This is a genomic window from Pseudomonas aphyarum (assembly GCF_028657055.1).
In the GTDB taxonomy this organism is placed as follows: Bacteria; Pseudomonadota; Gammaproteobacteria; order Pseudomonadales; family Pseudomonadaceae; genus Aquipseudomonas; species Aquipseudomonas aphyarum.
In genome coordinates this window covers 130879-157196 of the sequence record NZ_JAMDGS010000007.1, presented here as the reverse complement: position 1 = coordinate 157196, position 26318 = coordinate 130879, and the positions used below count along the sequence as shown (strand labels likewise).

Annotated in this window: 17 protein-coding genes; 8 read left to right on the top strand and 9 right to left on the bottom strand. The window is 62.0% G+C overall.

Annotated features, from left to right (window positions below):
- Nucleotides 1–2: 2 nt before the first annotated feature.
- The 7 genes from M5G18_RS10965 to M5G18_RS10935 form a co-directional block, all read right to left on the bottom strand.
- Nucleotides 3–3221, bottom strand: a complete 3219-nt coding sequence (locus M5G18_RS10965) for an ATP-binding protein (RefSeq protein WP_420793320.1) — start codon at nucleotides 3219–3221, stop codon at nucleotides 3–5.
- Nucleotides 3222–3234: 13 nt separating this feature from the next.
- Complete coding sequence (locus M5G18_RS10960; protein WP_273900019.1) at nucleotides 3235–3861, bottom strand: response regulator transcription factor; 627 nt, start codon at nucleotides 3859–3861, stop codon at nucleotides 3235–3237.
- A 107-nt stretch (nucleotides 3862–3968) separates the two neighbouring features.
- The gene (locus M5G18_RS10955; protein ID WP_273900020.1) at nucleotides 3969–4403 is read right to left on the bottom strand and encodes a chemotaxis protein CheY; all 435 of its coding nucleotides are present in this window, start codon (nucleotides 4401–4403) and stop codon (nucleotides 3969–3971) included.
- Nucleotides 4404–4511: 108 nt separating this feature from the next.
- The gene (locus M5G18_RS10950) at nucleotides 4512–5228 is read right to left on the bottom strand and encodes an MgtC/SapB family protein (protein ID WP_273900022.1); all 717 of its coding nucleotides are present in this window, start codon (nucleotides 5226–5228) and stop codon (nucleotides 4512–4514) included.
- A gap of 54 nt (nucleotides 5229–5282) precedes the next feature.
- Nucleotides 5283–7982 (bottom strand): magnesium-translocating P-type ATPase, encoded by a 2700-nt coding sequence (gene mgtA / locus M5G18_RS10945; protein ID WP_273900023.1) that lies wholly within the window; start codon nucleotides 7980–7982, stop codon nucleotides 5283–5285.
- A gap of 494 nt (nucleotides 7983–8476) precedes the next feature.
- The gene (locus M5G18_RS10940; RefSeq protein ID WP_179692089.1) at nucleotides 8477–9814 is read right to left on the bottom strand and encodes a lysine N(6)-hydroxylase/L-ornithine N(5)-oxygenase family protein; all 1338 of its coding nucleotides are present in this window, start codon (nucleotides 9812–9814) and stop codon (nucleotides 8477–8479) included.
- 133 nt (nucleotides 9815–9947) lie between these two features.
- A complete protein-coding gene (locus tag M5G18_RS10935) occupies nucleotides 9948–10430 on the bottom strand; it encodes a sigma-70 family RNA polymerase sigma factor (protein WP_273900024.1) in 483 nt (160 codons plus the stop codon).
- Between the two features lie 333 nt (nucleotides 10431–10763).
- Here M5G18_RS10935 and M5G18_RS10930 point away from each other — a divergent pair, with 333 nt between their 5' ends.
- Genes M5G18_RS10930 through M5G18_RS10920 form a run of 3 tightly spaced genes read left to right on the top strand, consistent with a single transcriptional unit; the run spans nucleotide 10764 to nucleotide 15312 of the window.
- A complete protein-coding gene (locus M5G18_RS10930; protein ID WP_273900025.1) occupies nucleotides 10764–11936 on the top strand; it encodes an efflux RND transporter periplasmic adaptor subunit in 1173 nt (390 codons plus the stop codon).
- Nucleotides 11937–13910, top strand: a complete 1974-nt coding sequence (locus M5G18_RS10925; RefSeq protein WP_273900026.1) for a MacB family efflux pump subunit — start codon at nucleotides 11937–11939, stop codon at nucleotides 13908–13910.
- Nucleotides 13911–13917: 7 nt separating this feature from the next.
- On the top strand, nucleotides 13918–15312 hold the full coding sequence (locus M5G18_RS10920; protein ID WP_273900027.1) for an efflux transporter outer membrane subunit: 1395 nt from the start codon (nucleotides 13918–13920) through the stop codon (nucleotides 15310–15312).
- 127 nt (nucleotides 15313–15439) lie between these two features.
- Here the strand turns inward: M5G18_RS10920 and pvdP are convergent, their stop codons facing one another.
- Entirely contained in the window at nucleotides 15440–17059 is a 1620-nt protein-coding gene (pvdP, locus tag M5G18_RS10915) for a pyoverdine maturation tyrosinase PvdP (protein ID WP_273900028.1), read from the bottom strand.
- Between the two features lie 174 nt (nucleotides 17060–17233).
- Between pvdP and pvdM the strand changes: the two genes are divergently transcribed.
- The 5 genes from pvdM (at nucleotide 17234) to M5G18_RS10890 (ending at nucleotide 25197) form a co-directional block, all read left to right on the top strand.
- A complete protein-coding gene (pvdM, locus tag M5G18_RS10910) occupies nucleotides 17234–18604 on the top strand; it encodes a pyoverdine-tailoring dipeptidase-like protein PvdM (protein ID WP_273900029.1) in 1371 nt (456 codons plus the stop codon).
- Nucleotides 18601–19881: a pyoverdine-tailoring periplasmic protein PvdN gene (pvdN, locus tag M5G18_RS10905; protein WP_273900030.1), complete on the top strand. Its 1281-nt coding sequence runs from the start codon at nucleotides 18601–18603 to the stop codon at nucleotides 19879–19881. The genes pvdM and pvdN overlap by 4 nt, the downstream gene beginning before the upstream one ends.
- A 35-nt stretch (nucleotides 19882–19916) precedes the next feature.
- Nucleotides 19917–20825 (top strand): dihydropyoverdine dehydrogenase, encoded by a 909-nt coding sequence (gene pvdO / locus M5G18_RS10900; protein ID WP_273900031.1) that lies wholly within the window; start codon nucleotides 19917–19919, stop codon nucleotides 20823–20825.
- 148 nt (nucleotides 20826–20973) lie between these two features.
- Nucleotides 20974–22623, top strand: coding sequence for a cyclic peptide export ABC transporter (locus tag M5G18_RS10895; RefSeq protein WP_273900032.1), 1650 nt, complete (start codon nucleotides 20974–20976; stop codon nucleotides 22621–22623).
- Nucleotides 22624–22740: 117 nt separating this feature from the next.
- On the top strand, nucleotides 22741–25197 hold the full coding sequence (locus M5G18_RS10890; RefSeq protein WP_273900033.1) for a TonB-dependent siderophore receptor: 2457 nt from the start codon (nucleotides 22741–22743) through the stop codon (nucleotides 25195–25197).
- 123 nt (nucleotides 25198–25320) lie between these two features.
- Here M5G18_RS10890 and M5G18_RS10885 read toward each other — a convergent pair whose 3' ends face one another.
- The gene (locus M5G18_RS10885; protein WP_273900034.1) at nucleotides 25321–26280 is read right to left on the bottom strand and encodes an alpha/beta hydrolase; all 960 of its coding nucleotides are present in this window, start codon (nucleotides 26278–26280) and stop codon (nucleotides 25321–25323) included.
- Nucleotides 26281–26318: the final 38 nt, after the last annotated feature.

The window sequence follows — 26318 nt, the reverse complement described above, 5'->3', positions numbered from 1 at the left end:
GATCAGGCCTGAAGCTGCTGCGCGAGGTCGTGCATGGCCACGCGCAGCAACTCGATGGCGGTCGTCAATGCCGCTTCGGGCTCATCGTCACGGCAAGCCTGTTCGAGTACCCGACACGCCGAGACCACGCGCTCGGCACCGATCATGTGCGCCCCGCCCGTGACGTGATGGGCCAGATCACGTAAATCTGCTCGATCACTTTTGCGGCCCGATTCATCCAGACGCTTCAGGTCGATGCGCAGACTGCTCAGCACCTCCTCACGCAATTGCCCGATCAGCGGGTTGTCCGCGCCTGCCAGTTGCAACAGTGCGCTCAGATCGAACTCGGCGACTGCCGGATCGTCCACGCTTTCGATCTGCGCGCCTTCGGATGTTGCGGCCATCAGGGCCTGGCTCAATTCGCGCAGCAGAACCGGTTTGAACAGGCAATCGTCCATCCCGGCCACTCGGCATCGCTGCTTTTCTTCCATTTGCGCATTGGCGGTAAATCCGAGGATCAGACAGGGCGCCCTGCCCGTCGCGGCCTCTTCCTGACGCACCGCGCGCGTCAGTTCATATCCGTCGAGCCCCGGCATATTGCAGTCGGTGATCAATACATCAAAGGGCCGCGCCCGCCAGAGTGCCAGTCCTTGCTCACCGCTCTCGACATCGACGCAACGATGCCCGAGTTCACTCAACTGCCGGCACAGCAACAAGCGATTCACCGGATGATCATCCACCACCAGCACGCTCAGCGACATTACCGTGGCCTCGCCAGGTGCCGTTGCAATCTCCTGCTCAAGCGGCTTCAGCACTGGCAACTCCAGGCGCAGCATCACCTGCGTACCCCTTCCCGGCTTGCTGGTCATCCACAAATCACCGCCCATCATCCGGCACAGGTTGCGGCTGATCACCAGCCCCAGACCAGAACCGCCATACGCCACAGACTGATGATCGCCAACCTGCACAAACGGGCTGAACAATCGCTGCTGGTCCTCGGCGCTGATCCCCCGGCCACTGTCTTCAATGGCTACGCCTACTTCAATCAGCCCGTCCTGTTCGCCGAACACCCGCAAGCGCAAGCTCACCTCGCCCTCGTCAGTGAACTTGATTGCGTTGCTCAACAGGTTCGACAGCACTTGTTTGAAACGCAGAGGATCGAGCATCACCTCGACGTTGCTGCGCTCATCCAGTTCTACATGCCACAACAATTGTTTCTGCCGGGCCAGGCCCTCGAAAATCCGACACACCGACGCCACCACTTCACGCAGCTTGGCCCGCTCGGGGGCCAGTGACAGATGCCCGGACTCGATGCGGGCGATGTCGAGAATGTCACCGATCAAGGCCAGCAGTTGCTGCCCGGCACTGGACGCCACCTCGATCGCCTGGCGATCGGTCACGCCTTCATCGGCACGCTTGAGGGCCAGTTCGAGCATGCCGATCAGGGCATTCATCGGGGTGCGGATTTCATGACTCATGGTCGCCAGAAACGTGCTCTTGGCACGATTGGCTTCATCGGCCGCTTCCTTGGCCTCCTGCAATTGCCGTAGCCATTGCTGGCGCTGGCGGATCTGCCAACGCTGAAAGCCGATCCAGCCCAATGCCAGCAACAGCAATCCGGCGGCAACGGCAAACCCTCGCATTATTTGCTCTCTATGACGCTGCCAATAGCTGTCCTGCAGCACCACGTTGCGACTCCAGCGCGCGACCAGACCGTCGATTTCCTGTGGTGCGATGCTCAGCAGTGCCTTGTTCAGAATCGATTGCAGTTGTGGGGCATCGAGCGCCGTGGCCATGGCGATCCGCGCCGGCTGATCGCCCAGCGTGGAAACAATGCGCAAGCGATCGCGGTATTGGTGATCGATCTGGTAGCGCGCCACCAGCAACGAACTCAATGTCGCATCGGCTTGGCCGTGGAGCAGCGCCTGCGTGCCGTCCGCCGGACTCGGCAACTCGACCAGACGGATCTGTGGCACGTGTTCCAACAGGTAATCGCGCAAAGGATTACCGCGATAGAGCGCAAGGCGCTTGCCCGTCATTTCGTCCAGGCTGCGTGGCGCCTGTACCTTCGAATCGGTGATCAACACAAAGGGACTGTTGGCGTACGATCGGGTAAACAGCATTTGCGTTTCGCGCTCGCGGCTCGGTGTCATCACCGGCAACAGATCCAGCCCCCCGCTCCTGAGTTGCTCGACCTGACGATCCAGAGACTGACCGCGCACCACCTCGAACCTCAGGCCGCTGCGCTGACTGATCAGGTTGAGCAGTTGCGCAGCCAGACCACTGAAGCGGCCATCAGCGTCAAAGAATGTCAGCGGTGCAAAATCATCGATAGCACCGACCCGCACCACCGGATGCTGATCCAGCCATTGTTGCTCGCTGTCACTCAGACTCACCCGTGACTGCGCCGCCCTGTCGGCGCGTCCGGCGCTCCAGCGCAGTTCCATGGCCAGACGCTGCTCCATGGGAATCGCCAGCAGGGCCTTGTCGACCAGTCGTTTCAATCGGGTGTTGCTGCGAACCAGGGCAAAGCCGAAGGGGTTGGCGTCGAGGCCCGAGGGCCCGGCCAGTTGCAGGTCGTTCTGGAAATGAGTGTTGATCAGGTAGCTGGCGCTGATGAAATCGCCGAGGTACAGATCATCCCGGCCGAACGCCACGGCGCCGAGGGCATCGAGAATCGATCGATAGCGCTGCAGGGAAGCTTGCGGGTAAGCCTCTTCGATGGTCGCGGGCGGCAGGTAGTCGTCCACCATGGCGATGCGCCTGCCTGACAGATCCCCCGGTAGCGACTCGTCGAGCCGGGTCACCCACATGGGTTGATCTTCAGCGTAGGCACGCGACAGCATCAGGTCGGGATCAGCGATTTCAAAGTTGTTCGACGTCCCCAGCAGATCTACATCCCCGGCCTTGAGTGCGGCCATGGCGCTTGCGCGGTCGGGATAGCACCAGACTTCGACGTCAAGATTGAGCACTTGCGCGATCGCATCAGCATAATCGGCCGTGAGACCTTCCAGTTCATGGCGTTTGCGGGTCAGCTCGAAGGGGGGGTAATCCGGCCAGGATGCACCGATGCGCAATACAGGATTCGCGCGCAGCCACTGTCGTTCCTGCTCATCAAGGCGAACCTGCACGTCCTCCAGCCGGGTGCGGGAGATGATTTCCAGCCTTTGCGCACTCGTCACCGCCTGCGCTGTGCCTGCAGACACCAGCATGAGCAGGAGGAAGCATCGCAAAAGGCTCATCATGCCAATCCTCTCAGAGCAGATGGTTGCGCAAGGCAAACTCTCGCAATACCACCGACGACTTGATCCCGAGCTTGAGCATCAATCGGGTCTTGTAGGTGCTGATGGTTTTGTGACTGCGGTTCATATCCGCGGCAATCTGCTTGTTCGATATGCCTCGAGCCAGCTCCCTCAGGATGTGCAATTCGCGATCGGACAGCGATGCAATCAGGCGGCCTTCATCACTGTGCACCTCGACTTGACCTGCGGTGACGTTCGGCAAGTCAAGGAAATAGCTATAGCCCGCGCGGACAGCCTTGATCGCATTCTGCAACTGCTGCAATTCGGCTGACTTGGTGACAAAGGCCATTGCACCGGCACGCCGGCAACGCAACAGATAGTGATCAGGATCGGCCGAGGTGAAAACCACGACCTTGCAGAGCAGTCCGATTGTCTTGATGTGCTCCAGCATTTCCAGGCCGCCCTGACCTGGCAGCTTCAGATCGAGCACGATCAGATCCGGCCGGTGCAAACGGACCAGCGACAACACCTTGCTACTGTCTGAAGCGACATGAATCTGTTTGTAACCAAGGGACTCCAGAACCATGCGAACGGCACCCACCACCACTGGATGGTCATCAACGATCAATGCTGAACCCATGACTACTCCCGGGGCGAATACATGACATGACGCCAGCGATCCTGCATGAACTGGACTATTGGTAGCGGCGCTACCACTGTTACACGGTGCGCACGCCGCATCACCTGTCAGATCTGACAGTTGCGTGATGGATGGATCTGTGATCGAACGCGCGAGGCGCGCTCCGGTGAGTCCTCGACCGAGGTCATCAACTGTTTGATGGCGCTGATTGAAGGCAACGCTGCAGGGCTGGCGATGATCTTTGCCCCAAAATGCCTGGAAACACCTGAGGCATTCGTTGCCTCACCATAGACCAGCGCCCGCCGGACTTGTGGATGATCGAACAGAAAACCACGCAGATCCGCCATCCCGGCCGCCAGTTCGGCATTGATCACCAGGACGTCGAACGGCTGACCGCCGTAATCGACCAGCGTGAGCAGCTCGCCGAGGCTTTGTACCGGCGCGATGCGGTAGTAATCGAGCTCATTGAACATGCGCTCGATCTTCATCCGGTGAAAATGCTGCAGATCGGCGATCAGGATGCGCAGGGTTTTGTCGGTCAACGTGGAAGTCCGGGTAGTCGCTTCAAGTGGCGGCAAGACTACCCAAGCTCCGAAGCGCGCTCTGTAGGACTTTTCCGAAAATTCTTTAATTCGTCCGAATTGAACGCCTTACTCCGTGGTGCTCGGACTCCAGAACGCCTGCACCACCAGTGCCGACGTGGAGATTCGCGCCACCAGTGCATCCAGCTCGTCACCGTCCACCGAGGTGGTCGCCAGCGTGGCCTCGATCTCGATTTCATCGGCACCTAAAGCATGTACATCAACATCGCTGGCGGGGTAGTTGCTGCGTTCCAGCTCGGCCTCTAGCAGGGCGAACACGGCTTTCTGCTGTGAGCGCCGGGCAATGACGTAGACGATGTTGGTGACTTCCGCCGAGACCACGTCCAGCGGCTGACGGTTGATGTTGTTGACGATCGGCCGCAGCAAGGTATTGGCGGCGAGCACGAACAAGGTGCCCAGCACCGCTTCGGCCAGCAGGTCGGCACCGGCGCAGGCGCCAACGGCCGCCGAGGTCCAGAGCGTGGCGGCGGTGTTGAGCCCGCGCACGTTGCCCTCTTCGCGCATGATCACGCCGGCGCCGAGAAAACCGATGCCGGAGACCACGTAGGCAACCACCCGTACCGCGCCTTCGGCACCGGCGAGACGGTTGGCCATGTCGACGAAAATCGCCGCGCCGACCGCCACCAGCACGTTGGTGCGCAAGCCCGCCGTGCGTTGCCGGTACTGGCGTTCGAAGCCGATCAGGCCGCCGAGGATGAACGCCGCGCTGAGGCTGACCAAAGTGTCGAGCAATGAGGTGAGGTTGAGATTGTTGATCGCTTGCATGTCGAACTCCTTGAAACCGCCCCCTTGCTCCCACAAGGGGGGAATTCTTGCCTTTTACTGCCAGCCGAAGCGGCGGATGTAGAAGCCTTTGACGGCCTGGGTCAGCGCCATGTACGCCAGCAGGATCACCGGCAGGAACACGAAGTACATCGATGGCAGCGCCTGCAATTTGAAGTAGTGCGCCAGCGGCCCCATCGGCAGGAAGATGCCCACGGCCATGATGATTGCGGTCATCACCAGCAACGGCATGGCCGCGCGGCTTTGCAGGAACGGAATCTTCGGCGTGCGGATCATGTGCACGATCAGCGTCTGGGTCAGCAGCCCCACCACGAACCAGCCGGACTGGAACAGGGTCTGGTGATCCGGGGTGTTGGCATCGAACACGTACCACATCAAGGCGAACGTTGTGATGTCGAAGATCGAACTGATCGGGCCGAAGAACAGCATGAAGCGCCCGACGTCCCCCGGCTGCCAGCGTTGCGGCTGTTTCAGCATCTCGTCGTCGACGTTATCGAACGGGATCGCGATCTGCGAAATGTCATAGAGCAGGTTCTGCACCAGCAGGTGCATCGGCAGCATCGGCAGGAACGGAATGAACGCACTGGCGACCAGTACCGAGAACACGTTGCCGAAGTTCGAGCTGGCGGTCATCTTGATGTACTTGAGCATGTTGGCGAAGGTCCGGCGTCCTTCCAGCACGCCCTCCTCCAGCACCATCAGGCTCTTTTCCAGCAGGATGATGTCGGCCGCTTCCTTGGCGATATCCACCGCGCTGTCCACGGAAATCCCGATGTCTGCGGTGCGCAGCGCCGGTGCGTCGTTGATGCCGTCGCCCATGAACCCGACCACGTGGCCGTTGCCCTTGAGGATGCGCACGATGCGTTCCTTGTGCGACGGGGTCAGTTTGGCGAACACGTTGGTGGTTTCCACCGCGACGGCCAGTTCCGCGTCGCTCATGCTTTCGATGTCGTTGCCCATCAGCAGGCCTTGCTGGGCCAGGCCCACTTCGCGGCAGATCTTGGCGGTCACCAGCTCGTTGTCGCCGGTCAGCACTTTCACCGCCACGCCGTGTTCGGCCAGGGCCTTGAGTGCCGGGGCGGTGCTTTCCTTCGGTGGATCGAGGAACGCCACGTAACCGATCAGCGTCAGTTCCTGCTCGTCGCCCAGGCTATAAGTGTCACGCCCCTCCGGCATCGACCGTGCCGCCACCGCTACCACACGCAAGCCTTCAGCGTTGAATGCTGCTGTGACCTGACGGATTTTCGCCAGCAATTCATCGCTCAAGGCTTCGTCGACTTCACCGTGACGAACCCGGCTGCACACCGACAGAACCTCTTCCACCGCGCCTTTGCAGATCAGTTGATGCGGCTGGCCGCGTCCCTCGACGACCACCGACATGCGCCGACGATTGAAGTCGAACGGGATCTCGTCGACCTTGCGAAACGCCGTGCCGACCTTCAGCTCACGGTGGATTTCCACGTGTTCCAGCACCGCCACATCAAGCAGGTTTTTCAGGCCGGTCTGGTAGTAGCTGTTGAGGTAAGCCATTTCCAGCACGTCATCGGAGTCTTCGCCCCAAACGTCGACGTTACGTGCCAGGAAGATCTTGTCCTGGGTCAAAGTGCCGGTCTTGTCGGTGCACAGCACATCCATGGCGCCGAAGTTCTGGATCGCATCCAGACGTTTGACGATGACCTTTTTGCGCGACAGGAACACCGCGCCTTTGGCCAGCGTCGAGGTGACAATCATCGGCAGCATTTCCGGGGTCAGGCCCACGGCAATCGACAGCGCGAACAGCAATGCTTCGGTCCAGTCGCCCTTGGTGAAACCGTTGATGAACAACACCAGCGGCGCCATGACGAACATGAAACGGATCAGCAGCCAGCTGACTTTGTTCACGCCTTGCTGGAACGAAGTCACCGCGCGATCAGTCGCCCCGACCCGTTGCGCCAGCGCACCGAAATAGGTGCTGTTGCCGGTGGTGAGAATCACCGCCACCGCCGTTCCGGACACCACGTTGGTGCCCATGAACAGGATGTTGTCGAGTTCCAGCGGATTGCGCGTGTCGCGATCGGCCTGACGCGGGAATTTTTCCACCGGCATCGATTCACCGGTCATCGCCGCCTGGCTGACGAACAGATCCTTGGCGCTGAGCACCCGGCAATCGGCAGGAATCATGTCGCCGGCCGAGAGCACGATGAGATCGCCGGGCACCAGTTGCTTGATCGGCAGTTCAGCGCGCGGCGCATCCCGGCGCAGCACGGTGGCGGTGTTGCTGACCATTGCCTTGAGCGCGTCGGCGGCCTGGTTGGATTTGCTCTCCTGCCAGAAGCGCAGCAGCGTCGACAGCACCACCATCGAGAAAATCACGATGGCGGCCTTAAGGTCTTCGGTCAGCCACGAGATCACCGCCAACAGGGTCAGCAGCAAGTTGAACGGGTTTTTGTAGCAGTGCCACAGGTGGGTCCACCACGGCAGCGGTTGTTCGTGTTCGACTTCGTTGAGGCCGTGCTGCGCACGCAGTACATCGACTTCGAAATCGGTCAGGCCGTCGGTGTGGGTGCCGAGGTTCGACAGCAGCACGCCGCTGTCGCAATGGGCGGCGTCCACCAGTGTATTGGCCAGGGTCGGCGGCACTTCACGGCTGACCGTGGTGTCGCTGAGGGTTTCCAGCAAGGCCAGGCGACGGAAGTGCCGGGCGATGTGGCGGGTCCGCAGGAAGCCTGCGAAAAATTCCTTGAGCGTAAGTTTCATGGCTGTTGCCCCTATGGTCAGCCGGGAAACCGTCGAGCAGGTACGTCCTCGTCCTGGGCACCGGGAAATCGGCACGGCAAGGCGTGGCGCGCCAGTCAGAAAAGACAGGCGTGTCGATAGGGCTGCAATGACGACGATGAAGTCGACTTCACAGGCTTTTCAGTGTCGATGAGAAGGACGTCGGGACATGACCGGGACCGGTCATGATCGGGATGCCGCTGCTCGCTGTTCGGCGAGACAACAGCACAAAGGAATGCGCGTTATCTTGCCGAGAATCTGCCGGTTACAAGGACCGGCCGACAACTGTCACTCGAACAAGTACCCACTGTGGGTCTCCGCTATTGATGAAAACGCGCGAAGCTTACGCCCCGATGTCTGGAGAGTAAACCCGCAAAAGGAAGTGTGTCGGGGAATGTGGCGGGTGTTCAGGAAGGGTTCAGGATTGCCCGAAAGATCGTTCCCACTGCGTGGGAACGATCAGGCTGAAAGGATACTTAGCTGGCAGTCGCCAGCAACAAGTCCATCACCGAACGGCTGTGCCCACGGTTCTTGCCATGCTCATACAGCGAGCCGGCAATCTCGTCCGCGCGGATCGGCAGGATCGACAGCAGCGTATCGCTCAGACCGTGGCTGGCCTGGCAGAAGCCCTGCATGTACAGACCGGCCTTGCAGCGCTCGTCGGTGATCAGTTTGTAGTTGCGATCGACCTCGAAGTCACCCAGGTACTCCTCCAGCGGCGCCAGCAGTTTGCGGTGCATCTGACGCTCGTAACCGGTGGCCAGCACGACCGCGTCGTAGGCACGCACGGTGACTTCGCCGGTGGCGTTGTTGCGTACGGTCAGTTCGATACCGCGTTCGGTGGCGGTGGCTTTCTCGACAGTGGTCAGGGTGCGGAACGCATGGCGCGCAACACCGGACACTTTCTGGCGATAGAAGATGCCGTAGATGCGCTCGATCAGGTCGATGTCGACCACCGAGTAGTTGGTGTTGTGGTACTCGTTGACCAGACGCTCACGCTCGCTGCTCTTCTGCTGGAAGATCAGGTCGGTGAACTCCGGCGAGAACACTTCGTTGACGAACGGGCTGTCGTCCGCCGGCTTCAGGGCCGAGCCGCGCAGGATCATGTCGACCTGCACCGACGGGAACGAATCGTTCAGGTCGATGAAGGCTTCCGCCGCGCTCTGGCCGCCACCGATGATCGCGATGCTCATCGGCTGGTTGTTCACGCACGGCTGCTTGGCCATTTCCGCCAGGTACTGCGAGTGATGGAACACCCGACCGTCGCCCTTGAGCGCCTTGAACGCCTCGGGAATACGTGGCGTACCACCGGCGCTGACCACCACCGAACGCGCGGTGCGCACGAACTGCTGGCCGTCCGTCCCACGGGAAATTACCCGCAGGGCTTCGACCTGGTGGTTGTGCAGCACCGGTTCGATGGTCAGCACTTCTTCGCCGTAACGGCTCTGTTCAGTGAACTGTGCAGCCACCCAGCGCAGGTAGTCGTTGTACTCCATGCGGCACGGATAGAAGGTGCCGAGGTTGATGAAGTCCACCAGACGGCCGTGGTGCTTGAGGTAGTTGACGAACGAGTACGGGCTGGTCGGATTGCGCAGGGTCACCAGATCCTTGAGGAAGGAAATCTGCAGCTCGCTCTGGGTCGACAGGGTGTTGCCGTGCCAGCTGTAGTTGGGTTGCTTGTCGAGAAACAGCACATCCAGCTCGCCCTGGGTCGGGCCGCGCTCTTGCAGAGCGATGGCCAGCGCCAGGTTCGAAGGGCCGAAACCGACGCCGATCAGGTCGTGAACGATGGGCGATGCAATTGCCTGTGTCATTTCCAGTGTCCTCTGGATGAACCCCCGAACAGCGCGGAGGAAGAGCTTGGGTGACCGGCCGGCCCGGAGCAGGACAGCAGATCGTCTGTTGAGTAGGAACGAGGACAGTGAAATAAAATTTAACGACGACGGTTCAATGGGCATCCCATTGTTTGATTCGCAGGCGGCAATGTTTCATGGCGTTGACGATGTGCTTTTCCACCAGAGCCTTGGAAATACCCAGGTGCTCGGCGATCTCGGGGTGCGACAGGCCCTCGATCTTGCGCAACAGAAAACTCTCGCGGCACAGCGCAGGGAGCTCGGCCAGCGCACGCTGCAACATGTCCAGACGCTGACCATGATCGAGGGTGCTGTGGGGGGACGGGGTGAAGTAGCGCTCTTCGCTGTCGAGCACTTCCAGCGATTCGACCTGACGCAGGGCGTTGCGCCGATGGTCATCGATCACCAGGTTCAGCGCGGTGCGATAAAGGAAGGCCCGGGGCTGTTCGATCGGCGTATCGCTGGAACGCTCCAGCACTCGCACATAAGCGTCATGCACCACATCTTCGGCCACCTGTCGGTTGCCGAGCTTGGCGTTCAGGAAACACACCAGCTCACGATAGTAGTTTTCCAACATGACTCCCGGCCGCTTGAGTGCGGGTTCTGTCCTTGAGCACACCGTTCTGCTGAGCCGCACAAGGCAGTAGCAAGATAGTGGCAACTTGAGGTGCGTAATTTATAGTAATTCTCATATAGATTTAAAGTAGTGTTTGTCGTTGCCCGACAAATTGTGTCCGGCTATACCTTCAGATTGCTGTAACAACCTGTGTCGCCGCTTAAATTCCGTTCCGCTTTCATCGTTTACAGGACAGCTCCCCGTGTCTGTCGCGCCCTGCGGCAGCGTTCAACGGTGCCCGATCCTGCGCACTCCCCTGAACGACGGGCCGATTTCCACTGGCCGGAACCCTGCATGAAACGTCCCCGCCCCGCCCGACGCGCCCTGCTCGTAGTCCTTTGTCTGATCCCTGTTGCCGCTTACGCCGCCTGGCAGATCCTGCCTCCCGGGCGAGACAAGTTCGCCACCGTACAGGTGACCCGCGGCGATATCGAAAGCAGCGTCACCGCACTGGGCACCCTGCAACCGCGGCGTTATGTGGACGTCGGCGCCCAGGCGTCGGGACAGATCCGCAAGATCCACGTAGAGGTCGGCGACGTGGTCAAGGAAGGTCAGCTGCTGGTGGAAATCGATCCGTCGACCCAGAAAGCCAAACTCGACGCCGGACGTTTTTCCATCGAAAACCTCAAGGCCCAGTTGCAGGAACAGAAAGCCCAGCACGAACTCGCGCAACAGAAATACCAGCGCCAACAGAACCTGGCCGCGGGCGGCGCCACCCGTGAAGAAGACGTGCAGACCGCCCGCGCCGAACTGAAAGCCACCCAGGCGCGCATCGACATGTTCCAGGCCCAGATCCGTCAGGCTGAAGCCAGCCTGCGCAGCGATCAGGCCGAACTCGGCTACACCCGCATTTATGCGCCGATGGCCGGCACCGTGGTTGCCCTCGATGCCCGCGAAGGCCAGACCCTCAACGCACAACAACAGACACCGCTGATCCTGCGGATCGCCAAGCTGTCGCCGATGACGGTGTGGGCCGAGGTTTCGGAGGCTGACATCGGCCACGTCAAACCGGGCATGACCGCCTACTTCACCACCCTCAGCGGCGGCCATCGACGCTGGAGCAGCACCGTGCGGCAGATCCTGCCGGTGCCGCCCAAGCCGCTGGACCAGACCAGCCAGGGCGGCGGCAGCCCTGCCAGTTCCAGCAAAAGCGGCAGCGCCCGCGTGGTGCTCTACACCGTGCTGCTGGATGTCGACAACGCCGACAACGCACTGATGGCGGAAATGACCACCCAGGTATTTTTCGTCGCCAGCCAGGCAAAGGACGTCCTCACCGCTCCGGTTGCCGCCCTGCAAGGCACCGCCACTGCAAACCGGCAGACCGCGCAGGTGATCGCCGCCAATGGCGATGTCCAGTCGCGCGAAGTACACACCGGCATCAGCGATCGTTTGAAAGTCCAGGTGCTGGAAGGCTTGAACGAAGGCGATCACCTGCTGATCGGCCCGGCCGACGGCAGCGGAGGCTGAATGCAGACGCCCCTGATCGACCTGCAGGACATCCGCAAATCCTACGGCGGCGGCGACGCCCCTGAAGTGCATGTGCTGCGCGGGATCGACCTGTCGATCCATGCCGGGGAATTCGTGGCGATTGTCGGCGCTTCCGGCTCCGGCAAATCGACGCTGATGAACATCCTCGGCTGCCTCGACCGGCCCACCTCCGGCGAATACCGTTTCGCCGGGGAAAACGTCGCCGGCCTCGACACCGATGAACTGGCCTGGCTGCGGCGCGAAGCCTTCGGTTTCGTGTTTCAGGGCTATCACCTGATTCCGTCCGGCTCGGCCCAGGAAAACGTCGAGATGCCGGCGATCTATGCCGGCACCCCCGCCGCGGAACGCCACGCCCGCGCCGCCGCCCTGCTCGACCGCCTCGGCCTGGCCTCGCGCACCGGCAACCGTCCGCACCAGTTATCCGGTGGTCAGCAACAACGCGTTTCGATTGCCCGGGCACTGATGAACGGCGGCCACATCATCCTCGCCGACGAACCCACCGGCGCCCTCGACAGCCACAGCGGCAAAGAAGTCATGGCGCTGCTCGACGAGCTGGCGAGCCAGGGCCACGTGGTGATCCTGATCACCCACGACCGCGAAGTCGCGGCGCGGGCCAAGCGCATCATCGAGATCCGCGACGGCCTGATCATCAGCGACAGCGCCCGGGACAATCCCGAAGCCCAGACCACGGCCAACCCCGGCGCTCTGCAAGCCGTCGACCTGCGCAAGCGCCTGAGCGAAGGCGCGCAAGCGTCCGGCGCCTGGAAAGGCGAACTGGTGGACGCCCTGCATGCCGCCTGGCGAGTGATGTGGATCAACCGCTTCCGCACCGCGCTGACCCTGCTCGGCATCATCATCGGCGTAGCTTCGGTGGTGGTCATGCTCGCCGTGGGCGAAGGCAGCAAGCGTCAGGTCATGGCACAGATGGGCGCTTTCGGTTCGAACATCATTTACCTCAGCGGTTCGGCACCCAACCCGCGCACGCCACCGGGCATCGTCACCCTCGATGACGTGGCGGCGCTGGCCAGCCTGCCGCAGGTCAAGCGGATCATGCCGGTCAACGGCGCCGAGGCCGGCGTGCGTTTCGGCAACGTCGACCACCTGAGCTACGTCGGCGGCAACGACACCAACTTCCCGGCGATCTTCAACTGGCCGGTGGTCGAAGGCAGTTACTTCACCGACGCTGACGAACGCAACGCCAGCGCCGTGGCCGTGATCGGCAAAAAGGTTCGCGACAAACTGCTCAAGGACGTGCCCAACCCCATCGGCCAGTACATCCTGATCGAAAACGTGCCGTTCCAGGTGGTCGGCGTGCTTCAGGAGAAAGGGGCGAGCTCCGGCGATCAGGACAGCGATGACCGCATCGCCATCCCCTACTCCGCCGCCAGCGTCCGGCTGTTCGGCACACGCAATCCGGAATACGTGGCGATCGCCGCGGCGGATGCGCGCAAGGTCAAGGAGGCGGAGCACGCCATCGAACAATTGATGCTGCGCCTGCACAACGGCAAGAAGGATTTCGAGCTGACCAACAACGCCGCGATGATCCAGGCCGAGGCGCGCACGCAAAACACTCTGTCGCTGATGCTCGGTTCGATTGCCGCAATTTCGCTGCTGGTGGGCGGGATCGGCGTGATGAACATCATGCTCATGACCGTACGCGAACGCACCCGCGAGATCGGCATTCGCATGGCCACCGGCGCCCGGCAACGGGACATCCTGCGCCAGTTCCTCACCGAAGCGGTGATGCTCTCGGTGGTCGGCGGTATCGCCGGGATCGCCCTGGCGCTGATCGTCGGCGGCGTGCTGGTTCTCAGTGAAGTCGCCGTGGCGTTTTCCTTGATGGCGGTGTTCGGCGCCTTCGGCTGCGCCCTCGTGACCGGTGTTGTCTTCGGCTTCATGCCGGCCCGCAAAGCTGCCCGACTCGACCCGGTGACGGCCCTTACCAGTGAATGATCGATCTATGAAACCGCGCCTCAGCCTGTTGACCGTGTGCCTGTTGCTCAGCGCCTGCGGCAGTCCCGTCCAGCGTCCCGACAGCGGCTTGCAACCGCCCACCACCTGGCAATCGCCCCACGGCGCCAGCGTCGCCCGCATCGATCCGCAATGGTGGAAACAGTTCGGCAGCCCCGAACTCGACCGCCTGATCGAACAGGCCCGCCTCGGCAGTTTCGACCTCGCGGCCGCCGTCGCCCGGGTGCGCCAGGCCCAGGCCGGCACGGTGATTGCTGGCGGCTCGCAGTTGCCGGAAATCAAGGCAGGGGCCAACGCCAATCGGCAGAAATTGCTGCGCGGCAACGGCTACACCCAGCTCGACGCGGACAGCAGCAACAAGGCTGTGGATTATTTCGATGCGAACTTGAGCGCGTCCTACGAAATCGACTTCTGGGGCGGCAAACGCGCCTCCCGCGACAGCGCGCAGTTTGCCCAGCAAGCCAGCGAGTTCGACCGGGCGACTGTGGAGCTGACCTTGCTCAGCGGGGTGGCCAACACCTATGCGCAAGCCTTGTCGCTGCGTGAGCAAAGTCGCATCGCCGAACTCAACCTGGCCAACGCGCAAAACGTGCTGAAACTGGTGCAGACCCGCTTCGACTCAGGCTCGGCCACCGCGCTGGAACTGGCCCAGCAGAAAAGCCTGGTGGCCGCGCAACAACGGCAACTGCCGCTGGTGCAGCAACAGGCTCAGGATGCGCTGATCAGCCTCGCCGCCCTGCTCGGCCGACCGGTGCAGGAGCTGCAAACCGGCGTGGAACCGTTCGACCGTCTGCAATGGCCGACCATCGATGCCGGCGTGCCCAGCGATCTGCTCAGCCGTCGCCCGGACATCGCCCGCGCGGAAGCGCAACTGGCAGCGGCCGAGGCCGACGTCAAAGTCGCCCGCGCCGCCATGCTGCCGACCGTGACCCTCACCGCCCAACTGGGCTCCGGGGCCAACCAGTTCGACGACATTATTCGCAGTCCTTTCTACAACCTCACCGCCGGACTGGTCGCACCGATCTTCAATAACGGTCGCCTGAGCGCCGAGCGCGACAAGGCCACGGCTCGCCAGGAAGAACTGCTGGAAACCTATCGCGGGGCGATCATCAACGGTTTCGCCGACGTCGAAAAAGCCCTCAACGGGATTCGCGGGCTCGACGAACAGCGGCAATGGCAAAGTGAAGAATTGAATCAGGCGCAGACTGCGTTCGATATCGCCCAGAGCCGCTATCAGGCCGGCGCCGAGGATTTGCTGACGGTGCTGGAAACCCAGCGCACGCTGTACGCGGCGCAGGATCTGAATGTGCAACTGCGCCTGTCGCGATTGCAGGCGAGTATCGGGTTGTACAAGGCACTGGGTGGCGGGTGGCAGACGCTGTAATCGCAACGAACTCCAGACCGCTTTCGCGAGCAGGCTCGCTCCCACATTGACCGCATTCCATCTGAATGGACGCGATCATTGTGGGAGCGAGCCTGCCAGGTTCAGCGAATCAACGATAACGCGACCCTCAGACCGCGCTGGTTTTAGCCTTCAGATTACGCGCATACCACGGCCGCTTCGGCACTCGCCGGAACAACCCTTCGAGTTTCTTCTCGTCCTCGCCAAAAGTGATGCGCAGCGCGAGCTTCATGGTTTCCGGGTCCATCTCCACCGACTTGCCGACCTGCAAGCCCGGCACCGTGCTGCAGCCGTGAGTGGTCGGGCCGAGCCATGGATCGGCCACTTCAACCCAGCGCCCGGGCGCAAACCATTTCACGCCATTGACTTCCAGGCGAGTGACCTGCCCCGGATGGAAACGCTCGTGCGCACGGAACCAGTCCTCCACGCGGTCATCGATCCAGCCATGGAACGCCCAGAACACCGGATTCACATGGGATGAAAACGGGTCGCCGAGAAAGTCGTTTTCCGGGGCGAACCAGCGTGCGGCGAAATCGTCCAGATCCCGCGCCAGCGGCACCGGCTGACCGTTGGAGGGATCGCGCGGCACCGACGCCCAGCGCATGTGCAGCCAGTCGTGCAGACCCAGCTCCACTTCAGAGCCGAACTGGCCGAGGGTCAGCTTCGACAGATACTGCGGATCGCGGTACTGCGACTCCCAGACCTCAAAGTTGCTCTGGTAAGTCTCGGCGGTCTTGATGTCACTGACCCATTGCGCGTACTCGTCATCGCCTTCGGCGAGCCAGGTGGGCGGCAGCGAAGTGCCGTCGTGGTTATCGAAGTAACGGGCAAACCCGGCACGGTCGCGAACCAGCTCCGGTTGCGGCAACGGGAAAAACGGCCATGACGGCAGATCCTGCATCGAACGCGCCGTGCCGAGCATGTGTCGGTGCATGAAGAAGAAGTCGATGCCCGAACCGTTGCGATCCTTGCGCGGACCGCGAGCATCACGCTCCAGGTCGCGAGGACCGGGCTGCCAGCCGAGGCCGCGCAAGGCATTGCGCTTGTCTTCGGACAAGGTGTGCCACTTGTCCCGCGTCGCATGCCAGACCTGGTGAAACAGTCGATGCTCGGGCGACACCAGCCACGCCAGCAGCGTCGGGTTCAGCGGCGTACGCTGTCGCGCTTCCGGGAACAGGCATTTGACCGCGATGAAACGATGATCCTGAGCCGGCAAGGCCAGCGAGCGGTCAAGACGTTGCACCGTGCCGCTCAGGGTGCCGCTGCCGGCATTGCCGAAATCGGCCCAGACCTCATCGAGGATCATGTTCAGTTCGTAGTCGACGCTGCCGCCAGTGCCCAGCAGCCGCCAACTAAGTTTCGAGGCCTCGGCCCCGGCCAGATCGCCGAGAATTCGGTAACGAGGTGTATCGGCAGAGCGCAGACGCTCCGGCGTGTCGAGAAAACCGCACACGCCCCGGCCCTTCTGGCCGATGTCGATGAACACTTCCAGGCCCAGGGCCGGCAAGCCGTCCAGGCCCGCGTCACGCCCGACGAAGCGGATCTTCCAGACCCCGCGCAACGCATTCGCCAAGCGTTGCCCGGCCACGTCGGCGACATCGAAAGACGCCTCACCGGGGGTGATCGTCGGGTCGGGCTTCGTCCATTCGCGATGCCCGAAATAAGCTGCAGGTACGGCAGCGCCGGTCAGCGCCAGGCCTGCCATGAACCATCGTCGAGAAATCCTCATTGCCCTACCTGTGTTCAGCCCTGAAGCAGGCTTTATCCAAGCTAGAACGTTTGCTGAGCGAACAAATTTAAGCGCCATCAGGGCGGACTAATTTTCTGCCGCGCCCGCTCGTTCTTCCCAGATAGCAAAGGCCTCTGCGCCTGTACCTCGACGGCGAACCTGACTGAGATGGCAATGACAAAACCACGTTCGAAAAAGGCTCTATTCATCGGCCTGCCACTGGCCCTGGCGATCAGCGCCGGCGCCGGTTTCGCGGTCTGGGATATCTGGTTCAAGGACAACCCCGGCTACCCGGTCAAAGTCATGCAGCAGGCCGAAGAACTGCACGAGCACATGCTTTCGTTCGACAGCCACATCACCATCACCCAGAACTTCGGCACCACCGGCAACGAGATCGACAAGGACGGCAGCGACCAGTTCGACCTGGTCAAGGCCAATCGCGGACGGCTGTCCGGCGCAGCATTGACGATCTTCGGCTGGCCGGAAATCTGGAACGGGCCGAACGCTCCGCACAAGCCCACCGCAGGCTTCGTCGACGAGGCGCGCAACCAGCAGGAAATCCGCTACAAGATCATTTCCGGGATGGTCCGCGACTTCCCCAACCAGGTCGGCATCGCCTACACCGCCAACGACTTCCGGCGCCTGCACGGCGAAGGCAAGTTCGCGATCTTCATCAGCATGCTCAACGCCTACCCGCTGGGCAACGACCTGAGCCAGCTGGACCTGTGGACGGCGCGCGGCATGCGCATGTTCGGCTTCAGCTACATCGGCAACAACGACTGGGCCGACTCGTCGCGCCCGCTGCCGTTCTTCAATGATTCGCCGGACGCCCTCGACGGTCTCTCCGATATCGGCAAGCAAGCGGTCAAGCGTCTGAACGACCTGGGCGTGATCATCGACGTGTCGCAGATGTCGACCAAAGCCCTGGAGCAGGTCGCACAACTGAGCCGCACGCCGCTGGTGGCGTCGCACTCGGCGCCGCGCGCCATGGTCGATATCCCGCGCAACCTCAGCGACAAGGAGATGCAGCTGATCAAGAACAGCGGCGGCGTGGTGCAGATCGTCGGCTTCTCGCAATACCTGCGACCGCTGACCCAGGGGACTCAGGACAAGCTGAATGAACTGCGCAAGCGCTATGACCTGCCGCCGCTGCCGAACCTGGCCGTGGCTCTGATGCCGGGCGATCCGATCATCTCGGCGTGGTCCGAACAGAAGTTCGGCGAGTATGCCGGCCAGCTCTACGCGATCCTCGAAGAAGAGCCGAAAGCCAGCCTCAAGGACCTGGGCGACGCCATCGATTACACGGTCAGAAAGATCGGTATCGACCACGTCGGCATCAGCTCGGACTTCAACGAAGGTGGCGGCGTCAAAGGCTGGGAAAACGTCGGCGAAATCCGCAACGTGACCGCTGAACTGCTGTCGCGCGGCTACTCCGAAGCAGACATCGCCAAGCTCTGGGGCGGCAACTTCCTGCGGGTCTGGGATCAGGTGGAAAAATCCGCCAAACCGGCACTGGCCACTGCCCGGGAAGCCGTCAAGCCATGAGCAACCGTCGTGACTTTCTGAAGCAGGCCGGGCTTCTCGCCGCGGCCTTGCCGCTGGGTGCAAGCCTGCCGAACATCGCCAGCGCTTCGACCGCCGCCCCGCTGCCACGCAACAAGTGGGCGCAGTTGCAGCAGTTGTTCGATCAGGATCCGGCCTGGCTGCACTTCTCCAATTTCCTCGTCACCACCCACCCGCGCCCGGTGCGCGAGGCGATCGAAATGCACCGCGCCGCCCTCGACAAAAATCCGGGGCTGGCGATGGACTGGGACTACGGCGTCACCGAAAAACGCGAAGAAGACGTGCGCGTCTGGGCCGGCAAGTATGTGCAGGCCGATGCCCGGCAGATCGCCCTGACCGGCAGCACCACCGAAGGCCTGGCGATGATTTACGGCGGCGTCCAGGTGCGCGCCGATCAAGAAATTCTCACCACCGAACACGAACACTACGCGACCCACACCATTCTCGAATTGCGCACCCAGCGCGACGGCACCAAGGTGCGCAAGATCCGCCTGTTCAAGGATCCGTACCGGATCAACAAGGAAGAACTGCTGGCCAATATCGACCGCAGCATCCGCCCGGAAACCCGCGTGCTCGGCATGTGCTGGGTGCATTCCGGCAGTGGCGTGAAACTGCCGCTCGGCGACATCGGTGCGCTGGTCGACAAACACAACCGTGGCCGCAGCGAGGCCGACCGCATCGTGTATGTCGTCGACGGCGTACACGGTTTCGGTGTGGAAGACATGAGCTTCCCGGCCATGAACTGCGACTTCTTCATCGCCGGCACCCACAAATGGATGTTCGGCCCGCGCGGCACCGGGATCGTGGTCAGTCGCACCCCGGAAGTGAAATACGTCACGCCGATAATCCCGACCTTTTCCGAGGCCGAGCACTTCTCCACCACCATGACGCCGGGCGGTTACCACTCGTTCGAGCATCGCTGGGCGCTGACCGAAGCGTTCAGGTTGCACCTGCAACTGGGCAAGGCCGACGTGCAGGCGCGCATTCATGAACTGAACAGCTACCTGAAAAAACGCCTGCTGCAACGCCCGCAGATCGAACTGGTCACGCCGTTGAGCCCGGAATTTTCCGCCGGTTTCACCTTCTTCCGGGTCAAGGGCAAGGACAGCGACAAGATCGCCGCGCACCTGATGGCCAACAAGGTGGTGGCCGATGCCGTGGAACGCGATGTCGGGCCAGTGATCCGCACCGCACCGGGCTTGCTCAACGACGAAGCCCAGATCGACCGCCTGCTGGCGGTGCTCGACCGGGCGCTGTGAGCGCCAACGATTTCCTCCCTTTGACGAGACTCGAAATGAACAGTGAACTGCCTCGTTCTGCCCTGAAAACCCTGCCGGCGCTGATGTTCGCCGCCCTCGCCGCCAGCCTGCTGCCGAACGCTGCGCAGGCCGCCACCCCGCCGGCACCGGGCAAGGTGTTCAAGGACTGCAAGGATTGCCCGGAAATGGTCGTGCTGCCCACCGGCACGTTCACCATGGGCACGCCTGAAGACGAAGTCGGCCGCGAGCCCGACGAAGGCCCGATGCACCCGGTGACGTTCGCCAAACCGCTGGCGATCAGCCGCTTCCAGGTGCTCAAGGGCGAATGGTTCGCCTACCTCAAGGACACCGGCTACCAGATGCCCGACGGCGATGATCGCCCGGGCCGCGCGTGCAAGGCCGGGGTCCCCGACTACGCCGGCAGCGACCCGCGCAAGCAGTACACCGACAAGCATCCGGCGGTGTGCATGAATTTCGCCGAAGCCAACGACTACGTGGCGTGGCTGTCGAAAAAAACTGGCCAGCAATACCGGCTGGTGAGTGAGTCCCTGCGCGAATACGCCGCCCGTGGCGGCACCACCGGGCCGTTCCCGTTCCCGTTCGATGAGGGCAAGGAATACAGCATCGCCAAGCACGCCAATACCTACGGTGCGGCCGATGGTTACAACTTCACCGCGCCGGCCGGCAGCTTCCCGCCCAACGCCTTTGGCGTGTACGACATGCACGGCAACGTCTACGAATGGACCGCCGATTGCTACAACGAAAACTACGAAGGCGCGCCGAGCGACGGCAGCGCGTGGGAGACCGGCAAGTGCCAGTTCAAGCGCATTCGCGGTAACGACTGGGGCGAAGCGCCGGTCTTCTCGCGCTCCGGCAACCGCAATGCGCTGGCGCCTGACGAGCGCGGCGACTGGATCGGCTTCCGGGTGGCGCGGGATCTGTAACCCCCCCGCCGCCTCGCTAAATTAACCCTCCCGCCAGTCGTTCTACAGATGGCGCGATCCATTGCGACGCGCCACTGCCCTCTACGTCACCCAGGCGAAGTCCGCAGCCGATCCCGGCCTTCGCCGCTCTTTCACGCAGGGAACCTCCATGAGCAAACCAACACGCGGGGTGATCAATGAATTGTTCGCCCTGCTCAAACCCTTTCGGCTGATCGTTGCCGGTTCGATCCTGCTCGGCATGGTCGGCGGCCTGAGCGTCACGGCGCTGCTGGCGACGATCAACAACGCGCTGCACTCCGAAACCGGCCTGACCAGCACCGTGGTCGCGGTGTTCGCCGGCCTGTGCCTGCTGGCCCTGGCCAGTTCGATTTTCTCCGACATCGGCACCAACTTCGTCGGCCAGCACATCATCGCCAGGCTGCGCAAAGAACTGGGCGAAAAAGTGCTGTCGGCGCCCATCGAGCAGATCGAACGCTACCGCAGCCATCGACTGATCCCGGTGCTGACCCACGACGTCGACACCATCAGCGATTTCGCCTTCGCCTTCGCGCCGCTGGCCATTTCCATGACCGTCACGCTCGGCTGCATGGGCTATCTGGCGATCCTTTCGTGGCCGATGTTCCTGATGATGGTGGTGGCGATTCTGATCGGCACCGTCATTCAGTACATCGCCCGTGGGCGCGGCATGCAGGGTTTCCTCAAGGCCCGGGATTACGAAGACGAGCTGCAAAAGCACTACAACGCCGTCGCCGAAGGTGCCAAGGAGCTGCGCATCCATCGCCCGCGCCGCCATCGCATGTTCGTCTCGGGCATCGAAGGCACGGCCGATAAAATCTGTGACACCCAGGTGCGTTCGGTGAACATCTTCGTGGTCGCCAAGACCCTCGGCTCAATGCTGTTCTTTGTGGTGATCGGCCTGGCACTGGCCCTGCAATCGCTGTGGCCGAGCGCCGACAAAGCGGTGATGAGCGGCTTCGTGCTGGTGCTGCTGTACATGAAAGGCCCGCTGGAACACATCATCGGCACGCTGCCGATCGTCAGCCGCGCGCAGATTGCATTCCGCCGGATTGCCGAGTTGTCCGAGCAGTTCTCCTCGCCCGAGCCGCACCTGTTGCTCAGCGACCAAGGCAATAGGAAAACGCCCGTGCACAGCCTGGAGCTGACCGACGTCTCGTACAGTTTCCCGACCGTGGAAGGCGCTGCGCCGTTCCGCCTGGGGCCGGTGAACCTGAAGATCGATCAGGGCGACATCATCTTCATCGTCGGTGAAAACGGTTGCGGCAAGACCACCCTGATCAAGCTGCTGCTGGGCCTGTATGCGCCGCAGCAGGGTGAGATCCGCCTCAACAATCAAGTGGTGACCGCCCTCACCCGCGACGACTATCGCCAGTTGTTCACCACGATCTTCGCCGACTATTACCTGTTCGACGACGTGGTGCAGGGCGACACGCATATTCCGGAAGATGCCAACAAATACCTTGAGCGCCTGGAAATCGCGCACAAGGTCAGCGTGCGCGACGGCGCGTTCACCACCACCGATCTGTCGACCGGTCAACGCAAGCGTCTGGCGTTGATCAATGCGTGGCTGGAAGAGCGTCCGGTGCTGGTGTTCGACGAATGGGCTGCCGACCAGGACCCGACGTTCCGGCGGATTTTCTACACCGAATTGCTGCCGGACCTGAAGCGTCTGGGCAAGACCATCATCGTCATTTCCCACGACGATCGTTACTTCGACGTCGCCGACCAACTGGTGCGCATGAGCGCCGGCAAAGTGGTCACAGAGCTGCAACCCGCCTGATTGTGAAAATTTTGTAAAAAAAATGCGTTGAGCCTTTCCGGTTTTTGGAAGGCTCAACGTCTTACTTACAGTTAATAGAAATAGTTCTCAGTCAACACTTTGAAGAGTAGAAGAACAATGCCCGCACCGCACGGACTCAACCCGCTCGCCAAGGCTCTGCTGATCCGCCGTTCCTTCCGCACCACCCTTCCAGCCGTTTGCGCCCTGGCTCTCACCTTGCCGATGATCGGCCAGGCGCAGGCAGCGGCCGTGGCGATCGATATTCCTGCTCAGTCGCTGGGGAGCGCACTGCAGGAATTCGGCCGCCAGACCAATCTGCAAGTGCTGTACAGCCCGGACGAAGTGAGCGGCCTGCGCAGCACCGCCGTCAGCGGCAACCTGGAACCGACCGCTGCGATCGGGCAATTGCTGCAGGGCACCGACATTGCCTACAGCGTCCAGGGCAACAACGTTGCGTTGCGCGCCCGCGGCAACAGCGCAAGCCTGGACCTGGCGCCGACCAACATCACGGCAGCCCAGGAATCGGCGTGGGGCCCGGTTGACGGGATCGTCGCCAAGCGTAGCGCCACCGGTTCCAAGACCGATACCGCACTCAAGGAAATCCCGCAGACCATCAACGTCGTCACGCAAGACGAAATCAAGATGCGCGGTTCGCAATCGGTCACCGAAGCCCTGCGCTACACCGCGGGCATGACCGGCGGCGGTTTCTCCGACCGGGTGAAAATCTTCGACGAACCGACTTCCCGCGGTTTCTCGCCAACCCCGCTGTACCTCGACGGCCTGCACCTGCCTTACGGCGGCGGCAGCACCGGCGGTTCGCTGCAGATCGACCCGTACAGCCTGGAGCGCATCGAAGTGCTCAAGGGCCCGGCATCGGTCCTGTACGGCCAGAACCAGCCAGGCGGGATCGTCAACATGGTCGGCAAGCGTCCGACCGCCACACCGTTGCACGAAGTGATCCTGGGTGGCGGCAGCTATGACCGCAAATACGGCGCCTTCGACCTGGGCGGCCCGATCGACGACCAGGGCGAGTTTCTCTATCGCCTGACCGGTGTGGTCAACGACAGCAACTCGCAGATCGACTACGCCGACCAGAACCGCATGATGCTCGCGCCCAGCCTGACCTGGCTGCCGAACGACCGCACCAGCATCACCTTCTACGGCCAGTACCAGAAAGACCGCGACACCCCGGAAGCCCAGGGCCTGCCGGCCGACGGCACCGTGCACCGCAGCAGTGCCGGGCGCATCAGCCGCAGCCTGTTCATCGGCGAGCCGGGCGTGAACAAGTACGACCGCGAACAGTTCGTGATCGGCTACGAGATCGCCCACGAACTCAACGACGTCTGGACCCTCAAGCAGAACGCCCGCTACGCCGACGTCAACGACCGTTACGTCGCGCCGCTGCACGGCTACTCGTTCGACACCAACCCGGCCACCGGTGACGAAGTCAGTTACCAGACCCGTTACGGCGTGGACTGGGCGCAACACAACAAGGTCTACGGCATCGATAACATCGCCCAGGCCAAGTTCAAGACCGGCGAGCTGGATCACACCCTGCTGCTGGGCGTGGACTACTACCACTTCAACTCCAAGTTCCTCGGTCGCTATGACCGCACCGGCCCTGCCATCAACCTGTACAACCCGGTCTACGGCAGCGAGTTCAATTTCCGCCAGCCTTACAAGTGGGACAACACCGTCAAGCAGACCGGCCTGTACACCCAGGACCAGATGCGCTGGAACCAGTGGTTCCTGACCCTTGGCGGTCGTTATGACTTCGCCGAGACCATCAACAAGGAACCGCTGGGCGGCAACCGTTCGAACCTCAAGGACGAGAAGTTCACCGGTCGCGCAGGCTTCGGCTACGAGTTCGAGAACGGCATGACGCCGTACGTGAGCTATGCCGAATCGTTCCTGCCGCAAACCGGTGCCGACATGAACGGTCGCGGGTTCGAACCGACCGAAGGCAAGCAGTACGAAGTCGGCATCAAGTACGAGCCGAAATCGATCGACGGTTTCATCCAGCTGTCGGCCTATCAGATCGACCAGAACAACATGCTGACCAACGATCTGCAAAACCCGGGCTTCAGCAGCCAGAGCGGTTCGGTGCGTTCGCGCGGTGTAGAACTGGAAGGCAAGGTCAACGTCACCCAGAACCTGCGCGTGCTGGCCTCGGTGTCGCGCAACCAGATCAAATGGCGCAGCGTCAACGACGGTCGCGAAGGTCGCACCCTGGCCATGAGCCCGCCGCTGACCGCCTCCGCGTGGATCAACTACGACTTCGACATCTCGACGTCGCTGGCCGGTCTGGGCATGGGCCTGGGCACCCGCTACGTGCGCAGCAGCTACGGCTCGGACTACGAGGAAGATTCCTTCCAGATCCCGTCCTACACCGTGTATGACGCCATGGTCTCCTACGACCTGGAAAAATCGCCACTGCACGTCAAAGGCGTGAAGGTGAAGATGAACCTGGAAAACCTCACCGACGAGAAATACGTCGCCAGCTGCAACAGCACGCTGGACTGCTACTACGGCGAAGGCCGGACCATGACCGCCGACGTGACCTACAACTGGTAACACGTTCAGCGTCAAACAAAACGCCGGCATCTGCCGGCGTTTTGCTGTCTGCCCGAAAGCAATTCCCGGGCAAAAGAAAAGGGCCGCAAACAGCGGCCCTTTTTCAGTCCCTCAAAACACGTGTCACCGCGCCGCAAACACCTCCACCAAGCGCTCGGCAATGTGCTGCTGCGCCTCTTCAGCCTCGTCGATGATCGCGCCCATGCGCATGAAGTCATGCGTCATGCCTTCGTACACTTTCAACTCGACCTCGACACCCGCCGCCTGCAAATGCCGGGCGTATGCCACGCCTTCGTCATGCAGTGGATCGCACTCTGCCAACACCAGAAGCACCGGCGCCACAGCGGCTGAGACGTCACCCAGCAACGGCGAAAAACGCGGATCGAGACGGTCGGCCGCCTCACGCTGATAGTGGTTGTAAAACCAGTTCAGCGACTCCTTCTCCAGCAGATAGCCCTCGGCGTAACGCTCGATGGACGGGGTGCTGCGGCTGGCGTCAGTGACCGGGTAGATCAGCACCTGCAAACGCGGCTGCACCGGGGCACCCGCCAATTGCGCGGCCAGCACCGTGGCCAGGCTGCCACCGACGCTGTCACCGGCAATCGCCAGGCGTGTGCTGTCCAGGCCCAGGTCCTGAGCGCTGGCCACCAGCCAATCCCAGGCATCCTGTGCATCATCGGCAGCGGTCGGGAAGCGGAACTCCGGCGCCAGTCGATAAGCCACCGACACCACCACGCAATCGGCCATCGACGCCAGCGCCCGGCACAGCGAATCATGGGAATCGAGGCTGCCGACCACATAACCGCCACCATGGAAATACAACAGGGCCGGACGCCCGGCCCCGGCGTTCAAGGGCTGATTGCTGTAGACCCGCGCCTTCAGCAGCGAGCCGTCGCGCACCGGCAGTTGCAGTTCATCGACCACCGCCAGTTCTTCACCGCCAGCGTCCATCAGCAACGAAGACTGATCGAACTGCTCGCGCGCCTGTTCCGGGCTCAGCTCATGCATGCCCACGCGTTTGCCGCTGGCCCGGCCGTTGCCGACCAGTTGCAGAAAAGCGGCGATATCAGGATTCAACGACATTCAATTTCTCCAAAGCACTCGGGCGCCTTAAGCGCCCG

Bases quoted from the DNA above. Each gene is read 5' to 3' on its own strand.
- pvdP (WP_273900028.1), bottom strand. From the start codon at position 17,059: ATGAGGATTTCTCGACGATGGTTCATGGCAGGCCTGGCGCTGACCGGC.
- M5G18_RS10935 (WP_273900024.1), bottom strand. From the start codon at position 10,430: ATGTTGGAAAACTACTATCGTGAGCTGGTGTGTTTCCTGAACGCCAAG.
- M5G18_RS10960 (WP_273900019.1), bottom strand. From the start codon at position 3,861: ATGGGTTCAGCATTGATCGTTGATGACCATCCAGTGGTGGTGGGTGCC.
- M5G18_RS10890 (WP_273900033.1), top strand. From the start codon at position 22,741: ATGCCCGCACCGCACGGACTCAACCCGCTCGCCAAGGCTCTGCTGATC.
- pvdO (WP_273900031.1), top strand. From the start codon at position 19,917: ATGAACAGTGAACTGCCTCGTTCTGCCCTGAAAACCCTGCCGGCGCTG.
- M5G18_RS10950 (WP_273900022.1), bottom strand. From the start codon at position 5,228: ATGCAAGCGATCAACAATCTCAACCTCACCTCATTGCTCGACACTTTG.
- M5G18_RS10885 (WP_273900034.1), bottom strand. From the start codon at position 26,280: ATGTCGTTGAATCCTGATATCGCCGCTTTTCTGCAACTGGTCGGCAAC.
- mgtA (WP_273900023.1), bottom strand. From the start codon at position 7,982: ATGAAACTTACGCTCAAGGAATTTTTCGCAGGCTTCCTGCGGACCCGC.
- pvdN (WP_273900030.1), top strand. From the start codon at position 18,601: ATGAGCAACCGTCGTGACTTTCTGAAGCAGGCCGGGCTTCTCGCCGCG.
- M5G18_RS10895 (WP_273900032.1), top strand. From the start codon at position 20,974: ATGAGCAAACCAACACGCGGGGTGATCAATGAATTGTTCGCCCTGCTC.
- M5G18_RS10925 (WP_273900026.1), top strand. From the start codon at position 11,937: ATGCAGACGCCCCTGATCGACCTGCAGGACATCCGCAAATCCTACGGC.
- M5G18_RS10930 (WP_273900025.1), top strand. From the start codon at position 10,764: ATGAAACGTCCCCGCCCCGCCCGACGCGCCCTGCTCGTAGTCCTTTGT.
- M5G18_RS10920 (WP_273900027.1), top strand. From the start codon at position 13,918: ATGAAACCGCGCCTCAGCCTGTTGACCGTGTGCCTGTTGCTCAGCGCC.
- M5G18_RS10940 (WP_179692089.1), bottom strand. From the start codon at position 9,814: ATGACACAGGCAATTGCATCGCCCATCGTTCACGACCTGATCGGCGTC.
- pvdM (WP_273900029.1), top strand. From the start codon at position 17,234: ATGACAAAACCACGTTCGAAAAAGGCTCTATTCATCGGCCTGCCACTG.
- M5G18_RS10965 (WP_420793320.1), bottom strand. From the start codon at position 3,221: ATGAGCCTTTTGCGATGCTTCCTCCTGCTCATGCTGGTGTCTGCAGGC.